Origin of the sequence: Methylobacterium currus, assembly GCF_003058325.1 — a bacterium.
In the GTDB taxonomy this organism is placed as follows: Bacteria; Pseudomonadota; Alphaproteobacteria; order Rhizobiales; family Beijerinckiaceae; genus Methylobacterium; species Methylobacterium currus.
Genome location: NZ_CP028843.1, coordinates 4753315 through 4771842, shown reverse-complemented (window position 1 = coordinate 4771842; position 18528 = coordinate 4753315). Strand labels below are relative to the sequence as shown.

18 protein-coding genes and 1 pseudogene are annotated in these 18528 nt (G+C 66.5%); 13 read left to right on the top strand and 6 right to left on the bottom strand.

All coding sequences use genetic code 11. The annotated features are described in order from the left end of the window. Positions 1–19: 19 nt before the first annotated feature. Positions 20–1228, bottom strand: coding sequence for a Na+/H+ antiporter NhaA (gene nhaA / locus DA075_RS22075; protein ID WP_099955053.1), 1209 nt, complete (start codon positions 1226–1228; stop codon positions 20–22). Between the two features lie 98 nt (positions 1229–1326). Beyond that, positions 1327–1527 carry a hypothetical protein gene (locus tag DA075_RS22070; RefSeq protein ID WP_099955052.1) on the bottom strand — a complete coding sequence of 67 codons (201 nt, stop codon included), beginning with the start codon at positions 1525–1527 and terminating at the stop codon, positions 1327–1329. Between the two features lie 168 nt (positions 1528–1695). Between DA075_RS22070 and DA075_RS22065 the strand changes: the two genes are divergently transcribed. Beyond that, a complete protein-coding gene (locus DA075_RS22065; protein WP_099955051.1) occupies positions 1696–2466 on the top strand; it encodes a potassium channel family protein in 771 nt (256 codons plus the stop codon). A 285-nt stretch (positions 2467–2751) separates the two neighbouring features. On the opposite strand, the gene DA075_RS22060 is transcribed toward DA075_RS22065, so the two are convergent. After that, on the bottom strand, positions 2752–3429 hold the full coding sequence (locus DA075_RS22060; RefSeq protein WP_164712444.1) for an XRE family transcriptional regulator: 678 nt from the start codon (positions 3427–3429) through the stop codon (positions 2752–2754). 76 nt (positions 3430–3505) lie between these two features. On the opposite strand from DA075_RS22060, the gene DA075_RS22055 reads away from it, so the two are divergent. The 9 genes from DA075_RS22055 to DA075_RS22015 all read left to right on the top strand — a co-directional run bounded on the left by DA075_RS22055 (position 3506) and on the right by DA075_RS22015 (position 11167). Continuing rightward, a complete protein-coding gene (locus tag DA075_RS22055; RefSeq protein WP_210206997.1) occupies positions 3506–3769 on the top strand; it encodes a transcriptional regulator in 264 nt (87 codons plus the stop codon). 396 nt (positions 3770–4165) lie between these two features. Next, complete coding sequence (locus DA075_RS36070; RefSeq protein ID WP_123834387.1) at positions 4166–4693, top strand: hypothetical protein; 528 nt, start codon at positions 4166–4168, stop codon at positions 4691–4693. After that, positions 4690–5157: a hypothetical protein gene (locus tag DA075_RS22045; protein ID WP_099955047.1), complete on the top strand. Its 468-nt coding sequence runs from the start codon at positions 4690–4692 to the stop codon at positions 5155–5157. Before DA075_RS36070 ends, DA075_RS22045 begins: the two co-directional genes overlap by 4 nt. Continuing rightward, positions 5154–6746, top strand: a complete 1593-nt coding sequence (locus DA075_RS36705) for a hyaluronate lyase N-terminal domain-containing protein (protein ID WP_164712442.1) — start codon at positions 5154–5156, stop codon at positions 6744–6746. Before DA075_RS22045 ends, DA075_RS36705 begins: the two co-directional genes overlap by 4 nt. Before the next feature lie 7 nt (positions 6747–6753). Beyond that, entirely contained in the window at positions 6754–7374 is a 621-nt protein-coding gene (locus DA075_RS36700; RefSeq protein ID WP_164712440.1) for a hypothetical protein, read from the top strand. A gap of 98 nt (positions 7375–7472) precedes the next feature. Continuing rightward, complete coding sequence (locus DA075_RS22030; RefSeq protein WP_099955046.1) at positions 7473–8048, top strand: glycoside hydrolase family 108 protein; 576 nt, start codon at positions 7473–7475, stop codon at positions 8046–8048. A 139-nt stretch (positions 8049–8187) separates the two neighbouring features. Next, positions 8188–9345 (top strand): ISAs1 family transposase, encoded by a 1158-nt coding sequence (locus tag DA075_RS22025; RefSeq protein ID WP_167456062.1) that lies wholly within the window; start codon positions 8188–8190, stop codon positions 9343–9345. 158 nt (positions 9346–9503) lie between these two features. Continuing rightward, positions 9504–10270 (top strand): IS5 family transposase gene (locus DA075_RS22020; protein WP_099952440.1). Its coding sequence is split into 2 segments (ribosomal slippage): positions 9504–9819 and positions 9819–10270, totalling 768 coding nucleotides; the frame shifts between segments, so codons are not numbered across the junction. A gap of 531 nt (positions 10271–10801) precedes the next feature. After that, on the top strand, positions 10802–11167 hold the full coding sequence (locus DA075_RS22015; protein ID WP_099955045.1) for an EF-hand domain-containing protein: 366 nt from the start codon (positions 10802–10804) through the stop codon (positions 11165–11167). A 577-nt stretch (positions 11168–11744) separates the two neighbouring features. Here DA075_RS22015 and DA075_RS22010 read toward each other — a convergent pair. After that, positions 11745–12416 carry a sensor histidine kinase gene (locus DA075_RS22010; protein WP_164712439.1) on the bottom strand — a complete coding sequence of 224 codons (672 nt, stop codon included), beginning with the start codon at positions 12414–12416 and terminating at the stop codon, positions 11745–11747. A 108-nt stretch (positions 12417–12524) separates the two neighbouring features. Between DA075_RS22010 and DA075_RS22005 the strand changes: the two genes are divergently transcribed. Continuing rightward, positions 12525–13486, top strand: a protein-coding gene (locus DA075_RS22005; protein WP_099955043.1) for an IS630 family transposase whose coding sequence is annotated in 2 segments (ribosomal slippage) — positions 12525–12870 and positions 12870–13486 — 963 coding nt in all. Because the reading frame shifts where the segments join, the coding sequence is not laid out codon by codon here. Between the two features lie 10 nt (positions 13487–13496). Here the strand turns inward: DA075_RS22005 and DA075_RS36695 are convergent. Both DA075_RS36695 and DA075_RS21995 read right to left on the bottom strand, forming a co-directional pair. Next, positions 13497–13979 (bottom strand): PAS domain-containing protein, encoded by a 483-nt coding sequence (locus tag DA075_RS36695; protein ID WP_164712437.1) that lies wholly within the window; start codon positions 13977–13979, stop codon positions 13497–13499. Between the two features lie 697 nt (positions 13980–14676). Then, positions 14677–14883, bottom strand: coding sequence for a hypothetical protein (locus tag DA075_RS21995; protein WP_099955041.1), 207 nt, complete (start codon positions 14881–14883; stop codon positions 14677–14679). 858 nt (positions 14884–15741) lie between these two features. Here DA075_RS21995 and DA075_RS21990 point away from each other — a divergent pair. Both DA075_RS21990 and DA075_RS21985 read left to right on the top strand, forming a co-directional pair. After that, entirely contained in the window at positions 15742–16713 is a 972-nt protein-coding gene (locus DA075_RS21990; RefSeq protein WP_099955040.1) for an alpha/beta fold hydrolase, read from the top strand. A 1123-nt stretch (positions 16714–17836) separates the two neighbouring features. After that, positions 17837–18442: pseudogene (locus DA075_RS21985) on the top strand (DUF4113 domain-containing protein); the annotation flags it as partial. Positions 18443–18528 lie beyond the last annotated feature (86 nt).

The window sequence follows — 18528 nt, the reverse complement described above, 5'->3', positions numbered from 1 at the left end:
CAGTCCCATACCTCGACGATCAAGACCTTCGCGATGTTGCTGGTGCGGGCGCACGTGGGGCCAGCCTGAGCACCAGCGCGCCGGCTGCCATGCAGAGCAGCGAGCCGACGAGCACGCCGATCTTGGTCTCCGCCTCCAGCTCGGGGCTGCTGGCGAACGCCAGAAGACCGATGAACAGGCTCATCGTGAACCCCACCCCGCAGAGCAGTGCCACGCCGTAGACCTGCAGCCAGGTCGCGCGGGCCGGTCGCTGCGCCCAGCCGAGCCTGACCAGCGCCAGCACGAACCCGAACACGCCAAGCTGCTTGCCGACGAACAGGCCGAGCGCGACCCCGAGCGTGACCGGATCGAGCAGCATGCCCGGCTTGAAGCCAGCCAGCGACACGCCCGCGTTGGCGAACCCAAAGACCGGCAGGATCAGGAAGGCCGACCACGGGTGGATGGCATGTTCCAGGATGTGCAACGGCGAGGTCGGATCGTCCGGCTTGCCGACGCTGAGGCGCAGCGGGATCGTCAGCGCCAGCAGCACGCCGGCGATCGTCGCATGCACGCCGGACTTGAGCACGAATACCCACAGCACGACGCCGAGCAGCAGGTAGGGCCACAGGCGCGCGACGCCGGCCTTGTTCAGGCCGTAGAGCGCGGCGAGCGTCAGGCCCGCGCCGCCGAGCATCGGTAGCGACAGGTCGGCCGTGTAGAACGCGGCGATGATGAGGACCGCGCCCAGGTCGTCGATGATTGCCAGTGCGGTCAGGAAGACCTTGAGCGAGACTGGCACGCGCGAGCCGAGCAGCGCGAGCACCCCGAGCGCGAAGGCGATATCGGTGGCGGCCGGGATCGCCCAGCCGCGTAGGGTTTCCGGCGAGTGCCAGTTGACTGCCACGTAGACCAGCGCGGGCATCAACATGCCGCCGAGGGCGGCCACGCCCGGCAGGATGCGGTCGGGCCAAGTGCGCAGCCGACCGTCCAGCATCTCGCGCTTGATCTCCAGACCGACCAGCAGGAAGAATACCGCCATCAGGGCGTCGTTGATCCAGTGCAGCACCGAAAGCGGGCCGAGATAGGCCTTCAGGACCGAGAAGTAGGTCTCCGCCCAATGCGAGTTCGCGACCACCAGCGCCAGCGCGGCGCTCGCCATCAGCACCAAGCCGCCGCTGGCCTCGTTGTGCAGCATGTTGCGCAGGGCCGAGAGCGGCCGGCGAACCGGCAGGGGTGCCTGGGTATTCATGTCGTCGCTTTGCCGGAATGCGATGGATGCTGGAGCACGATCCGCTCGTTCTCCGGGAGGGCTGGTTCTGGCGCGGCGGTCGAGATGAGACGGACCTGTCACGACGACTGCGCCGAGGTTGGGCCCGTCGCCATGTCGTCGGTGGTGCCGATCAGGCTACCGGCCAGCATCAGGCAGACCACGCCCAGGATGGCGACGACCGTAACCGCCAATACGAGATCAGAGGTGCGGAGATCCGCCCGAGCACGGCGGTGGGCTGCCGGCAGCCGGAAACGGCGCTGATTGACGGGGCGAGGCATGGGCACAGTTCTCCCCCACTGGCGGCCCGACCAGCGGTAGAGATCCTGCAAGCCTCAGGATGAGGCCGCACACCTTGGCGCCCGTATCCCATTGATGGCGGGAGCGTGCAAGCAGGCGCCCAAGCGCCGGATGCGCTATGGGGCACCTCCACCTGCCCGACCGGACCCATGATCCCCCTGAAAGCCCGACTGCAGGCCCTCTACGAGGGCGACACCGACCAAGCGCACCGCTTCCGCTACACCCTGCTCGCGTTCGACATCGCGACGGTTGCCTTCGTGATCGCGACCTCGTTCCTGCCGCTCTCGCCGTGGATCGTCGCTCTGGACGTGGCTCTCGGCCTGGGCGTGCTGGCCGACTTCCTCGGCCGGCTGATGATCAGCCGGGCGCCCGCGCGCGAGTTCCTGCGCTTGAGCACCTGGACGGATGTGGTGGCGATCGTCTCGTTCCTGGCACCGATGTTCGTGCAGGGCGTCGGCTTCTTGCGCATCCTGCGCACGCTCCGCCTCCTGCGGACCTACCAGCTGCTTGAACGCCTGCGCCACGACAGTCCGTTCTTCCGGCGCAACGAGGAGGCGATCCTCGCCGCCACCAACTTGGTGGTGTTCGTGTTCGTGATGACCGGCGTGGTCTACGTCACGCAGGTCGGCAGCAACCCGGCGATCGGCAGCCCGGTCGATGCGCTCTACTTCACAGTCACGTCGCTGACGACCACCGGCTACGGCGATATCACCCTGCCGGGAACGTCCGGGCGACTGATTTCGGTGTTCGTGATGATCTGCGGCGTAACGCTGTTCTTCCGCCTCGCCCAGGTGGTGTTCCGGCCCTACAAGGTGCGCTTTCCTTGCCCAACCTGCGGCCTGCAGCGGCACGAGCCCGATGCCGTGCACTGCAAGGCTTGCGGCACCACACTGAACATCCCTGACGAAGGCGCATACTGAGGCCGCTGTGCCGGGTTGGATCGTGCTCGGCCAGCAGTTCGACCGGTGCAGATTGAGGCGGCGCTTCAGCGGTTTGGGCCCTGTAGGCTGCTGTTCGTCCAATTTCGGTCATTGCAAGAGGCGCGCCCGAACGTCCGAGAGGGGTCGGAAGCGGCGGTTCAGCGCTGGCCGACCCGATGTGGGCTCATGGCGGAATCCGGCCGCTCGGCATCCACCCGCCGAACCGCCGCTCCCAACGCGCATCGGTCGTTTGGCAGGCCAAGCTGATCCGGCCATGACGTCGGCCTACTTCCGAAAATCCTTCGACACGATGCGGTGGCAGGTCGGCCACGCGTCGCGGGACAGCTCGAAGGTCCGTGCCGGGTTGAACTGCTGAACGCGCCACGCCTCCGCACTGGACCCGATGAGCCGCTTGACCATCGCCCGCGGCTCGTCCCCGGCGCCGGAATAGAACACGCAGGGCGTCGCGGACAGGCCGGGCAGGCGCGGGTTGACCATCAGGGTGTCGCCGGGCTCGAACTCCGGCGACATCGATTCGCCGACGAGGTAGATCGCGTAGCCGTCCTTGACGCCCTGCAGGGCGGGCGGGCGCCTCACCGTCCCGATCGGGTCGCGCTCGATGATGAGCGAACCTTCCCCACCTTCCGCCGAGGCGAAGAGCGGCACGTCGCCGACGAGCCCCGCCGCAGCCGCCCAGTAGGCGGGGTCCCTCGCGAAATCCGGAACCGGCATCGGCGCCTGCCTCACGGCCTGCGCCGGCCGGCCGTCCTGCGCGCCTTCCGGAAAGAGCGTCGGGTCGAGACCGAGCACCTCGATGAGCCGGGCGAGATGCGCCGTGCTCTCGACCTGCTTGAGCTCGATCTTGGCGATCGTCGCCTGGGAGGTGCCGACCTCCTTCGCCAGCCGCGCTTGGCTGAGCTTCTTGGCGAGCCGCCCCTCGCGGATGATGTCCTGCCAGTCCATAGGGCGGCAGTCTAAAACCTCGGTTGTGAGCGCGCGCGTATATTCTGGTTTTTGACAACCAACAACCAAGGCGGTTATGTCCACGGTCATGACCGTGCGATCCCTCATTCAGGCCGCGATCACGCTGGCCGGCTCGGAAGCGAAGCTGGGCGACGCCTGCGGCGTCTCCCAGAGCGCGATCTGGAAAGCGAAGAAGGCCGGGCGCGTGTCCGGCGAGCTGGCCGTCCGGATCGACTGGGCGACCGACGGCGCGATCCCGAGGCACCGGCTGCGGCCGGATCTCTGGGAGGCGCCGACCCGCGGCGCAGTCGAATCCCATGGGCACGGGGTGGCCGCATGACGCCCCGCCGCGTCACGGCGCCGTCGCGTCCGGTCCTCCGGGCCGTCCTGCGCGACCGGCGCCTCGCCGCCGTTCTCCTATGCCTGCTCGCCTGGGGCGTCGGCACGGCCGCTGCTGGTCGAAGCGCGCCTCGCAGCCGCCTCCTCACGCGAGATCTGAGGCCGGCTGAAGCCGGTCCTCTCCCCGTGTTCCGGGTCCGGCATCCGCGCGGTGCCGATCCCGGATCACGCCCGGCCGGACCCTTGCGCCCCCATCCGCCCGGCCGGGCGCACCCTCAACCCAACCGGAGGCAGCCATGAGGACGTCCCGTCGCAAGATCCGCTACCGCCTCCGCGCCGACGGCCGCTGCGAGGTCTGCCTGGCCGACGGGTGGGTGACGCTCCTGCGGGTGGCGCGATGAGCGACGGCGGCCTGTCCTCGCTCGCCGCCCGGCTCCGCGCGGCGGCCGCCCATGCCGGCGTGGTCGCTCGCGGCACCGAGATCCTGGCGGCGCGGATGCAGGTCGGCCTGCCGGCGGGCACGCCATGCATGGGCCTCGACGAGGCGGTGCAGCACCATGCCAAGCAGGCCCAGGTCCTGGCGGATGCCCACGCCTTCGTCCTCCGCTGTGCGGCCCAGCCTGCTCTGCTCGAAACCCTCGCCGCGCTGGAGCGCGGCGAGACGGTGACACTGGAAAGCGCTGCCGGACGTCGGCCTGTCAGGGCCGCCGCCGGCGCTCCTTCCCACGCGACCGTCCAGCCGCCCAAGCCCTGGTCGCGCGTCCTCGACTCCATGCGTCCGGGACACCGCAAGTCCTCCGGCCCTGCTGCTCACGCCTCTGCGCTCTCCCCGGCGAGTGCAGAGGACCACAGGAGCAGCCCAAGGTGTCGGGATTCTCACCCAAGCTCTCGGGAGACCGTCCCGAGCGTCACGAAGGTAGCATGACTGCTCAGGCAGAGGCGCGCCAGCTCGTCGAGCTGATCGCCGGGCCGGTCCGGCTCGGCGAGAACGTGAAGGCCGCGCTCGCGCGGGTCGCACGGCTCACCACCCTGATGCGCGGGCTGTACGGCTCCGTACCCGCAACCCACGCCGCCGGTGCGCCCTTCACCCGGCTCGACGAGGCCGTGTTCCGCTACGCCCTGCCGGCTCCTTACGTGGGTGTGCCGCTCAGCCTCAAGTTGCAGTCGTTCAACGTGTTCGGCGGGGCGGTCCAGGACCTCGCCACCTGCGTGGCCTACCCCTACACGCCCGTCGGCTCGGGCCGGATGGGTCCGGTGTCCGAGGCCCTGGCGGCCGGAAACCCGGTCGATCTCGGCCTCGCCTCGCAGGTCGCAGCACAAGCCGACGATTTCGGCCTCGCCTCCGATCCCTATCCGACCGTCATCGATCTCGGGCTCGCCTCCTCATGAGCATCCGTCTGCAGTTCCTGCGCGAGGCGTGGGCGTTCCTGCGCACTTTCACCGGCCGCCCCGGCGAGGTCGCGGTCGACACGACCAACAACCGCCTCGTCGTGCATGACGGCACCACCCCGGGCGGCTTCCCCACCGTGACCGCGGCGGACCTCAAGACGCTCCAGCCCGTGACCCTCCTCGGCCTCGGCACCACCGCCGACGCGCAGAACCCCTTCGCCGCCAAGCTCAACACGGTGCTCTGGACCGCCCTGACGGCGGGCGAAGGCGGGACCGGGGACCTCCGGTACACCCTCAACAAGGAGGCCTCCGACAACACCCTGTCGCTGCTGTTCCAGTCCGGCTATTCCGGCCGGGCGGAGCTGGGCCTGACCGGCGACGATGACCTGCGGGTGAAGGTCTCGGCCGACGGGAGCGCCTGGCGCGAGGCCCTGCGGGTCGACCGCGCCACCGGCGGCCTCGACCTCACGGCGGCTGAGGCCACCATGGCAGTCGCCGCCACGGTCGACCTCGGGGCGCTGCCCGCCCTCAAGGTGGCGCTCACCGGCGCCGGCACCGTCACCAGCTTCGGCACCAGCCCGAACCGGGTGCGGCTCCTGCGCTTCACCGGCGCCGCGACGCTCACCCACAACCCCGCCAGCCTGATCCTGCCGGGGGGCGCGACCCTCGTCACCGCCGCCGGTGATACCGCGCTCGCGACCTCCGACGCCGCCGGCACCTGGACGGTGCGGGACTACGTCCGCGTCTCCGGCAAGCCGGTGACCGGCCCGGCCGCCGCCGACATCACCGACGCCAGCGCGACCGGCCGCAGCGTCCTCACCGGTACGGCGGCGCAGGGCGCGACCGCCTTGGGGCTCGGGACGGGCAACAGCCCGACCCTGGCCGGCGTGATCCTGTCCTCGTCCTCCAGCGCCGACACGGTCCAGATAGCCCGGCTGCTGAGCCCGGCGGCGGCATCGGGCACCTCGTACACGACACTCCGCATCGAGAAGGGCCCGAACTACGGCGGCGAGATCGCCGGCTACCTGACGCAAGGCATCGGCGGCGGCATGAGGCTGTCCGTTCTCAACGGCGCCGGAAACACGGTCGAGGCGCTGCGGTTCGACAGCGCAGGAGCGGCGACGTTCGGCGGCGCACTGAACGGAGGGTCCGCGACCTTCTCCGGCGTGGCGATCGCAGGTTCTGCCGGCACGCAGCGCACGCTCGCGTGGTGGACGGGGGCAAGCCTGCGCTGGGCGCTCCTCGCGACGAATACGGCCGAGACGGGCGGCAACGCCGGATCGGATCTGTTCCTGGCCCGCTACTCGGATGCCGGCGCTTACCTCGACAGCCCGATCGTCGTCAGCCGGGCGACGGGCAGAATGGGACTGGCGTCACTGGCGGTCGCCGGCTCTGTGGCCGTGAGCGGCCCGCTGTCCCTCGGCGTCTACACGGTGGCCACCCTGCCGGCCGGCACCGCAGGCACGATGCTGTACGTCTCCAACGGTCGGAAGGTCGGCGAGGCTGCGGGTGCCGGCACGGGCGTGCTCGCCTGCTACTCCAACGGCGCCTGGCGGCGCCTCTCCGATGAAACCCCTGTGGCGGCATGAGGGTGCGATGAGCGATCCCTATCTGTACGAGTTCCTGTATCGCGGACGTCCGGCGGGGTCAGCCGAGGCGCCGGCCTGGCACGTGGTGCTCGGCCAGTCCGTGACGCCGCCGGGGGCGAGCGAGCCCCAGTTTGTTTCCAGTGGAGCGCTGACCCCAGCTCAGGCTGAAGCCGCGGGCTTCCCGCTGTCGACGGTGCTGACGGGGATCGACGCGGCAGCGCTCGCGGGGCGGGACGCGGCCCTGGCCGAGGCAGCGGCGGCCCGTCAGGAGCGCGACGCCCTGGCGGCCGAGCTGGCGGCGCTCCAGGGCCGGGCCGTTCCGGCCCCGCCCCTGGTCGTCTCCGACCCCCTTGTCGTCTCCGACCGGCAGTTCTTCCAGGCCCTGGCGCAGGCCGGGGCGATCACGCCCGACGAGGCACTGGCGGCGGTAATGACCGGCCGGCTTCCGGCGCGGATCGAGGCGGCGGTGGCGGGCCTGCCGGAGGCGGAGCGCTTCGCCGCCCGGATGCTGCTCTCGGGCGCGACGACGTTCGAGCGCGAGCACCCGATGGTGGCGCGGCTCGGCGCCGCGCTCGGCTACGGCGCGGCGGCGCTGGACGCGCTGTGGCGCCAGGCGGCCGCCCTGTGACGGCCGCCCTCTGCAGACAAAAGCCGACTTCGGCCTGACCCGCGCCCGGGCCGACCGGCCGGCGCCGCCGCACCACCCTGCACAATCCGGAGAGACCCATGGCCGCGACCACGTTCGAGCGGGCGCTTTCGCTCGTCCTGACGCATGAGGGCGGGTGGTCTGACGACCCGGCCGACCCGGGCGGCGCCACCAACCTCGGGGTGACGATCGGCACGTTGAGCCTGTGGCTCGGCCGGCCGGCGACGCGGGCGGAGGTACGGGCGCTGACGCCGGCGAGCGTGGCGCCGCTCTACCGTCGCCGGTTCTGGGATGCGATCCAGGGCGATGCGCTGCCGGCGGGGCTCGACTACGCGCTGTTCGACTTCGCGGTGAACAGCGGGCCGAAGCGGGCCGTGATCGGGCTGCAACGGGCGCTCGGGCTCGCCGATGACGGGCGGCTCGGCCCGGTGACGCTGGCGGCGCTCGAGGGACGGGACGGGCCGGGGCTGATCGACGCCGTGTGCGACGGGCGGCTGACGTTCCTGCGGGCGCTCTCGACCTGGCCGCGCTTCGGCCGCGGCTGGGGCCGGCGGGTCGAGGAAGTGCGCGCCGCGGCCCTCGGCTTCCAGACCGCCCCGGACGGAGCCACCGCGCCGTCCGTGTGCCCCACCTGCGGCAAGCGTATCGCGGCCTGACCCCCTTCATACCCCCGGCTTACCGGCTTTCATAGGAAGATCGCCATGAACCACAGGGCAATCGGGTGAATGCGGGAGGTGACAAGGACCGGAAGCTCTGAATCGGTCGTCCGCCACGACGTGGTTTAGGAGGCGGGCGATGGACGAGGCGAGCGAGCCGGTAGCGGCGGTGTTCGAGGCGACGGTGTTTCTCGATCATTTCGCGGACCTGCCCGATCCGCGCCAGCCCGGCAAAGTCGCCTATCGCCTGGACGAGGTTCTGCTGCTGGCGTTGCTGGCCATCCTGGCGGGGGCTGAAGGCTTCACCGATATCGCCCGGTTCGGTCACACGAAACTCGACCTTCTGCGCCGATTTCTGCCGTTCCGGAACGGCACGCCGAGCCACGATCATCTCGGTGACATCTTCGCGGCGCTCGATCCCGTCGCATTTCGACGCTGCTTTGCGGCCTGGGCCGCGACGCTGACGCAAACGCCGCTCGACGTGATCGCGATCGACGGCAAGACCTCGCGGCGCTCGGGCCGGGCCGGTGCGCGAGATGCCCTTCACGTCGTCTCCGCCTTCGCCGCACGCCAGCGGTTGGTGCTGGCCCAGACCAAGGTGAGCGGAAAGTCCAACGAGATCGCGGTAATCCCGGCCCTGCTCGACCTCCTGTCGATCGAGGGGGCGATCGTCACCATCGATGCGATGGGCTGCCAGCGTGCCATCGCCCACAAGATCCTCGACAAGAAGGCCGACTATGTCCTGGCGCTCAAGGGCAACCAGGGCACGCTGCACGAGGACGTCACGCTCTTCGTCGAGGAACAGAAAGCTCGGGACTTTGCCGATTGCACCGTCAGCACGCACGAGACCGTCGAGGGCGATCACGGGCGGATCGAGACCCGGCGCGTGACTGTCATCCATCAGGTCGCCTGGCTCCAGGCGCGCCACGCCTGGCCGGGGTTGAAGAGCCTCATCGTCGTCGACAGCACCCGTGACTTGAGCACCCGTGACCCGGTAAACAGGATCGAGCGTGAGACGCGCTGCTATCTGACCTCGTCACCGCTCGGCGCCGACCGCCTCGGGCCTGCCGTCCGGCAGCATTGGGCGATCGAGAACGGCCTGCATTGGATCCTCGACGTCACCTTCCACGACGATCAGTCTCGCATCCGTACTGCTCATGCCCCCGAGAACATGCTGACGGTCCGCCACATCGCGGTGAACGTCGCAGCCCGCAAAAAGGGCAAGGATTCCATGCGCCTCGCCCTCAAAACCGCAGGCTGGGACGACGACTACCTCGTCAGGCTCGTCGCACCATGACCCTTCACCCGATTGCCCTGACCATGTGAGGGGCTGTTTGCGACCCTTCCCGGGCTCACGGAAGGTGCGCTTACCGGCAATCTGATCGGCCTAGGGCCTGTTGTCGCTTGAACTCTCTGCGAGGATGAGCGTTTCCCCGCTTTGAGCGAGGAGACACGATGCTGACGGACGCTCAGTGGGCCGAACTGGAACCGCTGGTGGAAGCCTGCCGGCCCAAAGGCAAGACGCCGCCCCAAGAGCTGCGCCGCACGATCTCAGCCATCCTCTGGCGGCATCACAACGGCGCCTCTTGGAGGGCCATTCCAGCCGAGTTGGGTCCCTGGTGGCAGGCCGCCCAGATCTTCATCCGCTGGGCGCGCGCCGGCGTCTGGGAGCGGCTGCTCGACCTCGTGCAGAGCCGCGGCGTCGCGCTGGGCATGGTGTTTCTCGACGGCACGAACATTCGAGCCCACCAGAAGGCGGCGGGCGCGGCCAAAAGGGGGGATCTGGAGCCGAGCGAGACCATCGTGAAGCTCTTGGCCGCTCGCGTGGCGGCTATGGCACCAAGGCCTGCGTGATCGCCGATGGACGGGGCCGCCCCGTCGGTTTCCGCCTCGCGCCCGGTCAGGCGCATGAACTGCCCCACGCCCTTCCGCTGCTCGATCAACTGCCCGGGGTGCCGAAGTGGGTGGTGGCCGACCGTGGCTTCTCCAGCCACGGCTTTCGCGAGGCGATCTGGACCGCCGGGGCCCGGCCCGCGATCCCGACCAAGAGCAACGAGGCCCCGCTCGCCTGTCCTGACTGGATCTACACCAATCGCAACATCGTCGAGCGACTGTGGGCGCGCCTCAAGGAATGGCGGGCCGTTGCCACACGCTACGAGAAGACTGCCGTCAGCTTCATGGGCGTCCTCTGCCTCGCCGCTACGCTCCTCTGGATCAAGTGACGACAGGCCCTAGAACGAGCGACACTAGCCGAAAACTGCCGGTCAGCTTCGGAGCGAACGAGGAAGTGTAGCGGACATTCGATGCGACCCACGTGAAGGCCTCGAAGTGACCCAAAGCAGGTACCACGAGTATCCGGTCCGAGTTTGACTGATGGATCATCCGAGTAGCCTATAGGGACCGAAAACTCCGCCCGCGCTAACGACATAATGACCTTAATTTTATGACCTTCAGGATCTTTTTACACAGTGCTTCATCGCTGCGGTTCATCCTGCAGGACGGCGTATGTTTGGTCTAAGCAGCCAACTGCAACTCGTACATGATGCTGAACGACCGGCATCACGTTCGGCTAGACCAGCAGTGGGTCGGATGCCCGCGTCAGCCTCGGACCAAAGGCCCTGAACGTTTGATCAAAATCAAGGTGCGATCACCTGCGCCTGTTAAGTCTAATCTCGGCGGCGCGAGCAGCCGACCTCATCGCAGACCAGCTTGCTCGTGATGAGGGGCATCCATCTCTAGCCCGGGAGGGCGCCATGACGCTGGCAATACTGGTCAAGGTGACGGGTCTCACCGCTCTCCTCGCCGTCGGCTCACTGTCCAACGCAAGCGCGCAGACATCAACGGGTCCCGTGAATCCTCCGGATCATAGCGCACAGACCGATCCGGGAGGGATGATGGGGCGGGGCATGATGGGCCACATGATGCACGGGATGAACAGGGGCATGATGGATGGCGGCCTCAGAATGCGGATGATGTTCGCCATCGTCGACACGGACGGAGATGGGGCCCTATCGTTCGATGAAGTGACGGCCATTCACAGGCGTATTTTCAATGCCGTCGACACGAACAAGGATGGAAAAGTGACCCCTGATGAGCTGCGGAAATTCTTCGGAGAATAGAGACCGCACTTATATCAAGCCATAAAGGACGATCGTGAGCAGAACGAGCAGGCGTTACTTCTTCGTCAGCCCAGCTCTGCCGCGGGCTAGCGCTGATGCAGGTCGGCGACGTCATGAGGCATGAGCGTGCCCGCGCGCCCCGGCGTCTTCCAAACGCCCACAGTCGGGATGGGCCTGCCGGACGAGGCCCAGGTCTAAGGCCGGCCGCAGATAGTTGACCACCATCGTGTCACTCGACTCAGAGTGCCCGGCACCACGAATGTAACCGGATGTCTTGACCTTCGCGCTGTGCTGGACGGCGAGAGTTCAGCTCAGCAGCCCCTGCCTACCATCCACGCCAATATCGCGCGCCCAGAGGTGACGCCGGCGGCCAGTCCAACGATGGAACGGTCCAGGCTGTGAAACAGCACGCTGTCTTGGGCGCCAATTGCGAATAGCACCAGTGACTTGCTGGCTGGATCGGCGTCGAAGCCCTCCGCCAATCGACAGTCGGGTGGACCTCTTGTGTCGTCATGATGCGCATGGACGACGGGGACGAGGCAGCCGACATGCCGGACGACGTCCGCCTGCTCCCCGCCTAACACGGCGAGACCACATTCGGTGAGCGCTGAGCATCGTCGTCAAGACCGTGTCGGCCAGGCAGGCGCGTCTCGGCTGTGAAAACGATGCCGTCTGGCCGATAATCGATCTCGGCGTGGCCGCCGAGCTCATCGGCCAGCGCCCGCTCGATCAAGCGCGAGCCGAAGCCCCGCCGCGTTGGGGGACAGACTGGCGGGCCATCGAATTCCCGCCAGGTCAGGTGCAATGTTTCGGGGTGGGACCCATCGATAATATTCCAGACGAGGCGGACATGGCCAACCTCGTTGCTCAGCGCCCCGTACTTGTGGGCGTTGGTCGCGAGTTCGTGGAAAGCCATAGAAAAGGCCAGCGCAAGCCTCGACGACAGGAAGACCTCCGGTCCCTTGATCCTGATGCGGCAGTCTCCCTCTGTTCGGAACGGAGCCAGAGCCGTCGTCGCCACATCGGCCAGAGACGTACTGTTCCAGCTCTGTCGCGTCAGCACGTCGCTTGCTGCGGCAAGGGATTGAATTCGCCCCTGGATCAGGTGGAGGGTCTCATCGGGGGACAGGTTCGAGCGAAATGTTTGGGCAACGATGGCCTGAACAGTGGCCAACGTGTTCTTCAGACGGTGGTTCAGCTCGTTCGCGAGCAGCGCCCGATGTGCTTCATCCTCCTTGCGGTCGGTCACGTCGAAGGCGATACCCGCGAGCCTCACAGGCACCCCGTCTAGAGCGCTGTGCGATCGTCCTGCAACGGCCAAGTTGTTTTGGGCGTTGGTTGGGTGGAGGAGCCAGCGATGACCTCACCCTTGTCCCTCGATCTGCGTGAGCGTGTGGTGTCCGCTGTCCTGGCGGGCGCGTCTTGCCGCCAGGCTGGCGAGCGGTTCGGTGTCAGCGCCGCCAGCGTCAGCCGCTGGCACGCCCGCCATCTCCGGGACGGCCACGTCCGGCCCAAGCCGATGGGCGGAGACCAGCGCTCGCAGATCATCGAGGCCCACGCCCCGCGGATCCTGAGGCTGTGCGAGGAGCGCGGCAACATCGTGCTGTCGGAACTGCGCGACGCCTTGGCCGAGCAGGGCGTCACCTCCAGCACCAGCAGCCTGTCGCGCTTCCTGGCCCGCCATCGCATCACCCGTAAAAAGGGGCTCTTCACGCCGCCGAGCAGGACCGACCGGACGTAGCGGAGGCGCGCCAGGCGTGGTTCGAGGGCCAGCTCGACCTCGATCCGGACCGTCTGGTGTTCATCGACGAGACCGCCGCTTCGACCCGGATGGCGCGTCGCTATGGCTGGGCTCCACGCGGCCAGCGCTGTCGCCTGCCAGTGCCGTGCGGGCACTACAAGACCACCACCGTCACGGCGGCACTGCGTACGAGCGGCCTGACGGCGACAGCCATCTTCGATGGAGCCACCAACGGCCGGCGCTTCCTGGACTACGTCACCGACACGCTGGTCCCGGTGCTCCGGCCAGGCGACACGGTGATCCTCGACAACCTTCAGGCCCACAAGGTGACGGGCGTGCGCGAGGCCATCGCGGCGGCTGGCGCGCGGGTGGTGTACCTCCCGCCCTACAGCCCGGAGTTCAACCCGATCGAGCAGGCCTTCGCCAAACTCAAAACCTTGCTGCGCACCGCAGCCGCGCGCACGGTCGAAGACCTGCATGCTGCGATCCGCCAAGCCTTTGCTGCCTTCACCCCAAAGGAGTGTCGCAACTACCTCAATGCAGCTGGATACCAGACAGACCGCTACGTTTCAGCCTGATCGGGCAATGCTATAGATCGTAGGACGGCCGGCCCCGTATCTTGAGCCAGCGCAGCTCACCGGCTGGGGTCACGATCCTATACTCGATATCATAGTTGCTATGGCCTGCGATGCAGTTCGCGATCGCCTCGTGCCGCCGGGCGCGGTCATCTTCGTAAATCGAGGCCTCGAACTTAGCGCGGTCCAGGGGTTCGTTGGGGTTGCGACCGAGCATAATCTTGAAGGTATCGGACGCGATGAACCGCATGTCCCTGAGGTCGAGGCTCCAGGAACCTAGGCGCCCGGCCTGAAGTACGAAGCGCAGGCTCTCCTCGCTCTCGGTCAAGTCGCGGGTTCGCCGCTCGACCTCCCGCTTCAGCGCCTCCCAGGTAGTCCCCTGATCATCGAGGCGTGCCTTTTCCGGCATTGTGTCGGATAAGGCCACGAAGGAAGCGACGGCCTCGCTCTGCGGCGAATGCGCCGGCGACGTATCGGGCGACGCGCGCTTTGTCATGAGGGGCTCCTCGTCACGGTGGTCAGGGCAGGTCGGGACGCGGGACCCTGCGCATGAGCTGCCAAGCGTCTGCACTGGGGTCCCGCACCCCCGAGCCATGTCCTCGGGACGCAGTGCTATTTCGTCGATCCGGGCCTTCTCAGCATGGTCGCGCTCTGTTGCGACCGCAGCCTGCCGACCGGATGCCCAAGGAATTGCCGATAGTAGGCAGCGGCCCCGTCGCGCCGATGCGCGGCCTCCTCGCAAGTTCGTGCCATTTCCGTCTTCGCCGGTTCTGCCTGCCGAATTGCGCACGTCGCTCCACGGGGCTCCTTCGCCAAGGCAGATCCTCACCGAGCAGCACAAACCCGGTCGGCAACCTGCAAACGCTGATGACGGGAACGGGGGCGAACACGCCACCAATCAATAACGCGATGGCAGTCGGAACTCTAAACCAGCGATGCGACGGCTCCAAGAGCCAATCAAGGGAGGGTCTCATCCATGCCGGAGGCTTTTGGACCGAAACTCTGATCCTCGCGTCCCATTGAGCAGCTATCGCGTCCATCCCTGCTCCGTTTGGCTCTGCGTGTTTTGCCTACCTCATCCCACTCACGAGCTCGATCCGCGTCCCGCGGCCAGCAATCGGATTTTCGACCAGAAAAACTTGAGCGCACCGGCCGCGAACACAAGGACTGCACTAGGGACCAAAGCTTCTCATTTAACTGGAGCCGATACGCCCAACAACATGGTCAATCTCATCAATGACGCTCACGAGGAGCTTTGCCTGCTTGTCCAAATCGGCGACTGCCCGGCCGCCCGGCATGTCCGTCGTCCACCAACGACCGTTATCGATGACGTCGACTAACCGGCCGAGGCGGGCGTGCTCACGTCTCAGGGTGTCGATGAAATCCTTGCCGCTCTGCATAGAATCTTCCCCCTTGAACGGCCGAGTCGAAATTTGCCCGCGGAGCGGACGGCCTCGATTGCGCATGCCCGGACGCTGACAAGAGAGTGAGCCATAGCTACAGCCTTCATCGCCTGCGACTCAGGCAGCCTGACACTGCAGAATGGCTACGTCCGGGCTGACGATAACTTCTCAACGCATGATATTTATTAGGGCGGCTCTGTAGGACCCCGATCGATGTCGTCATTTCGCCGCGGCGGCTGCCACCTCGTCGGTCTTGCACCGTAGACGACCTCCACAGCGCGCTCCCAGGCTTCGCGCTGGCTAGAGGTGAGTCTGGCGAGGTAGGGTTCAATCCATGAATTTGACTTGATAGTCGCAGTCATGATCAGCCCGCTTATTTGCGATCCACCTACGAATGGATCGACGCTGAAATCGCATACAATATGAGCTTCATGGGCCTCGCGTCGTTGAGCTAGATCAAAGCCAAGCGCATATTCCCAAGTACATTACGAGCTCGCGGCACGAACCGGCTTTCTATGAAGCACCCTCGGGATATGGCGACGCAATGCAGGATGGCTGGTCCGTAAGCTTGTCTGCTGCGAGGATACGGCGCCGCGCCCATAACCGGAAGTGCTCGAGTATAGCGAGCGCGCCAGCAGCGTGACTGCACCGTCACCGACATAAGACCATCAAAACTCGGATGAACGGGATCGCCTTCGTCGTGATCGTGTCGCGCGGCTGTGAGCACGTTCAGCATTGCCGAGTCGTTGTAGCCACGAAGTTCAAAGTGAAGGAGCCGAACGTCAGATAGATCGCATCGCACCTGATGGATGCGGCCGATCGCGGGGTGAGTACCATTGCACGCAGGAAAACGCCATGACGCAACAGCTCAGTACCGGCCGCTGGCTAGTTCCCACACTGCTCGGGTCAGTTGCAGCGCTTGGCGCATCGGCCCTCTACACGGCGGCGATGACCCGCCGCGCGGAGCGGCAGACGCCACCCATCGGCGCGTTCATAACCGTCGACGGTGTCCGCCTCCACTACCTGGAGCGTGGGCAGGGCGAGCCGCTGGTGCTCATCCACGGCAACGGCACCCTGATCCAGGACTTTCTGGTCAGCGGCATCGTCGATGATCTCGCCAAGCGCCACCGAGTCATCATCATCGATCGCCCCGGCTACGGCTACAGTGATCGTCCGCGCGGCCTCTGGACGCCGCGTGCGCACGCGACGCTCTTCCAGAAGGCGCTTCAACAGCTCGGAGTCACGCAGGCCGTCGTCCTCGGCCACTCATGGGGCGCGCTGGTCGCGGTCGCCCTTGCGCTTCAGGCGCCGCGGCTCGTGCGGAGCCTCGTGCTGGCGTCCGGCTACTACTATCCGACGCTGCGTGCCGACGTGATCCTCGCGTCACCGGTGGCGATCCCCGGCATCGGTGACCTGATGCGCTACACGGTGTCTCCGTTGGCCGGACGCTTCATGCTGGCAGCTATGATCAAGGGCCTGTTCGCGCCGGCCGCAATCCCCGAGCGCTTCGAGCGCACCTTTCCGAAGGCCATGATGCTGCGTCCGCTCCAGCTGCGCGCCTCAGCGGAAGATGCCGCGATGATGACGCCCGTCACGGTCGAGCTCCAACGGCACTACCGGGATCTCAAGTTGCCCGTCGTGATTATCACCGGTGGGGACGACCAGATCGCCGATGTCGACCGCCAGTCGCGGCGGCTCCACCACGACCTGCCCGGCAGCGAGCTCGTGGTCGTTCCCGGCATGGGTCACATGATCCATCATCTCGCCCCCGAACAAGTCATCGCCGCTGTGGAGCGCGCGTCGGAGCAGATTCGTCCGGCAGCCTGAGGGGGACGAGACGTTGCAGATCGAGACCTACTCCATGCGCGCGCGGGGCTTGGTAGATAGGAATTTAGATTACTATCCCGACGCCACATGGTCGAGAACAATCAGCGATGGTGGCGCCTTGCATTGAGAGGCAGCGCGAAATTCGTTCGCGGTCCACCTTCTAGGTCCTCTCGTTCCGTCATTGCGGGACAGCACTGCACGATCCGGAGAACTTCGGCCATGAGATCCAAAGCCAAACGCACGAGCGCTGCCGAGGACGTTCAGCTTGCGACCTGGGAGGACGATGGTGGGGCAGGGTTGTCGAAACCTCGCATGACGAGCCGTATTCCACCTTCGGCTCCGGCATCCTTGAATGGCGCAGTCGACGCCTCGGTAGGCGGCGTCCGTGGCCCGCCATCCTGCAAAAGATCGCACCATGCGCGACCAGACTAAAATTCATCCAGTCGAAAACCACGGACGGGTCACGAAATTATCAGTGATAGGCTATTACAGATTAATCAGAATCGATGAAAGCGGTCGGACCCACATTGAAATTATTTCTGACCTTCATTAGGCCTTCGATAGGAGAAAAATTAGAGAAAATCTTGATAATTCTGCGTATTGACTGAGTAAATGATCATGATATTGAGATAAGATAGCGCCGCAATCTGGTACGCGGTGTCTCTGGTCTACCACCGTGCTTTATATCCCTCGAAAATTGCGCCTGAACCTCTAAGAACCGCTGCTCAGCCGAGGCTCAAATTGGAATTTCAGACTCTCACAGCCTTAGACGCCAAGCCCGCTGCACTCACACGTGTCGTCAGCTCGGAGAAGTCGTCGTAGCCGGCTTCATGTGCTATGGCTGTGTACCGGCTTGAGCCGATGACTGCTTCGAAGATGCCGGCAGCCGCCTAATATCCGAGATGTGCGCAAACCAGAAGGTCCGCCTGCGGGTTGCGAGCTACTTTCCGCTTTCCACTCTCAGCAGCCCTTCGCACTGCCAAGCTGGTTGGACTTTGATCTAGGCCCTCTACCGGCAAACCCGAACCACTCATCAGCCCCGCCGGCAGCCGTCGAGCGGGACTTTCTTGTTCCCGGAACTGTGCGGCGATCCAGGCGAAGGGCTCGGCCTTGACCGGCGGCCGGTCGATGCACGCTGCCGCTCGAGATCGTGCCGGCCCGGCGCGAGGGTTGCGCGGTCACCCGCTCGTTCTCGTTCCGAATCACCGAGCGGACGGTGCTCGAGCAGGCGATGGCGGCGCACGCGACGCGGCTGGGCGAGAAGCTGCGGCGCGACGGGCTCGCCGTCTCAGCCGTCACGGTCTTCCATCACACCAGCGAGCACGACCGCGGCGACCCGATGCGCTCGGTCTCGACAGTGGTGCACCTGCCGGAGACGACGCACGACAGCCGCCACCTGATTTAGGCGGCGCTCCATGGCAGGGCGAAGACCTGGAAGGAGCAGGGGCCCGTGCCCTGGCGCTACAGCAAGGCCGGGCTGGTCACCACCGACCTCGTGCCGCTCGACGAGGCGCCCCGCTCGCTGTTCGACGCGCTCGACCGGGAGAAGTCCGGCAGGCTGATGGCGGCGATGGATACCTGCAACAGCCGGTTCGGCCGCGGCGCCGTGGTGCCGGCGCGCGCGGGTCTCGTCGGGAAGCGCACCTGGTCGACGAAGTTCGAGATGCGCTCGCCGCGGTTCACGACGCGGTTGAGCGAGGCACCTGCTGTCAGTGCAGCCGCCAGATGATGTCAGCGACCGTCACCGCTTTTCGACACTACCGCGGGCGCAGCCACATCCGGGCCGCCCCTGCCCAGACGATCGATTCGCCACCT

Bases quoted from the DNA above. Each gene is read 5' to 3' on its own strand.
- DA075_RS36695 (WP_164712437.1), bottom strand. From the start codon at position 13,979: ATGACAAAGCGCGCGTCGCCCGATACGTCGCCGGCGCATTCGCCGCAG.
- DA075_RS22070 (WP_099955052.1), bottom strand. From the start codon at position 1,527: ATGCCTCGCCCCGTCAATCAGCGCCGTTTCCGGCTGCCGGCAGCCCAC.
- DA075_RS22025 (WP_167456062.1), top strand. From the start codon at position 8,188: ATGGACGAGGCGAGCGAGCCGGTAGCGGCGGTGTTCGAGGCGACGGTG.
- DA075_RS21990 (WP_099955040.1), top strand. From the start codon at position 15,742: ATGACGCAACAGCTCAGTACCGGCCGCTGGCTAGTTCCCACACTGCTC.
- DA075_RS22060 (WP_164712444.1), bottom strand. From the start codon at position 3,429: ATGGACTGGCAGGACATCATCCGCGAGGGGCGGCTCGCCAAGAAGCTC.
- DA075_RS22055 (WP_210206997.1), top strand. From the start codon at position 3,506: ATGTCCACGGTCATGACCGTGCGATCCCTCATTCAGGCCGCGATCACG.
- DA075_RS36070 (WP_123834387.1), top strand. From the start codon at position 4,166: ATGAGCGACGGCGGCCTGTCCTCGCTCGCCGCCCGGCTCCGCGCGGCG.
- DA075_RS22045 (WP_099955047.1), top strand. From the start codon at position 4,690: ATGACTGCTCAGGCAGAGGCGCGCCAGCTCGTCGAGCTGATCGCCGGG.
- DA075_RS22015 (WP_099955045.1), top strand. From the start codon at position 10,802: ATGACGCTGGCAATACTGGTCAAGGTGACGGGTCTCACCGCTCTCCTC.
- DA075_RS22065 (WP_099955051.1), top strand. From the start codon at position 1,696: ATGATCCCCCTGAAAGCCCGACTGCAGGCCCTCTACGAGGGCGACACC.
- nhaA (WP_099955053.1), bottom strand. From the start codon at position 1,228: ATGAATACCCAGGCACCCCTGCCGGTTCGCCGGCCGCTCTCGGCCCTG.
- DA075_RS22030 (WP_099955046.1), top strand. From the start codon at position 7,473: ATGGCCGCGACCACGTTCGAGCGGGCGCTTTCGCTCGTCCTGACGCAT.
- DA075_RS36700 (WP_164712440.1), top strand. From the start codon at position 6,754: ATGAGCGATCCCTATCTGTACGAGTTCCTGTATCGCGGACGTCCGGCG.
- DA075_RS36705 (WP_164712442.1), top strand. From the start codon at position 5,154: ATGAGCATCCGTCTGCAGTTCCTGCGCGAGGCGTGGGCGTTCCTGCGC.
- DA075_RS21995 (WP_099955041.1), bottom strand. From the start codon at position 14,883: ATGCAGAGCGGCAAGGATTTCATCGACACCCTGAGACGTGAGCACGCC.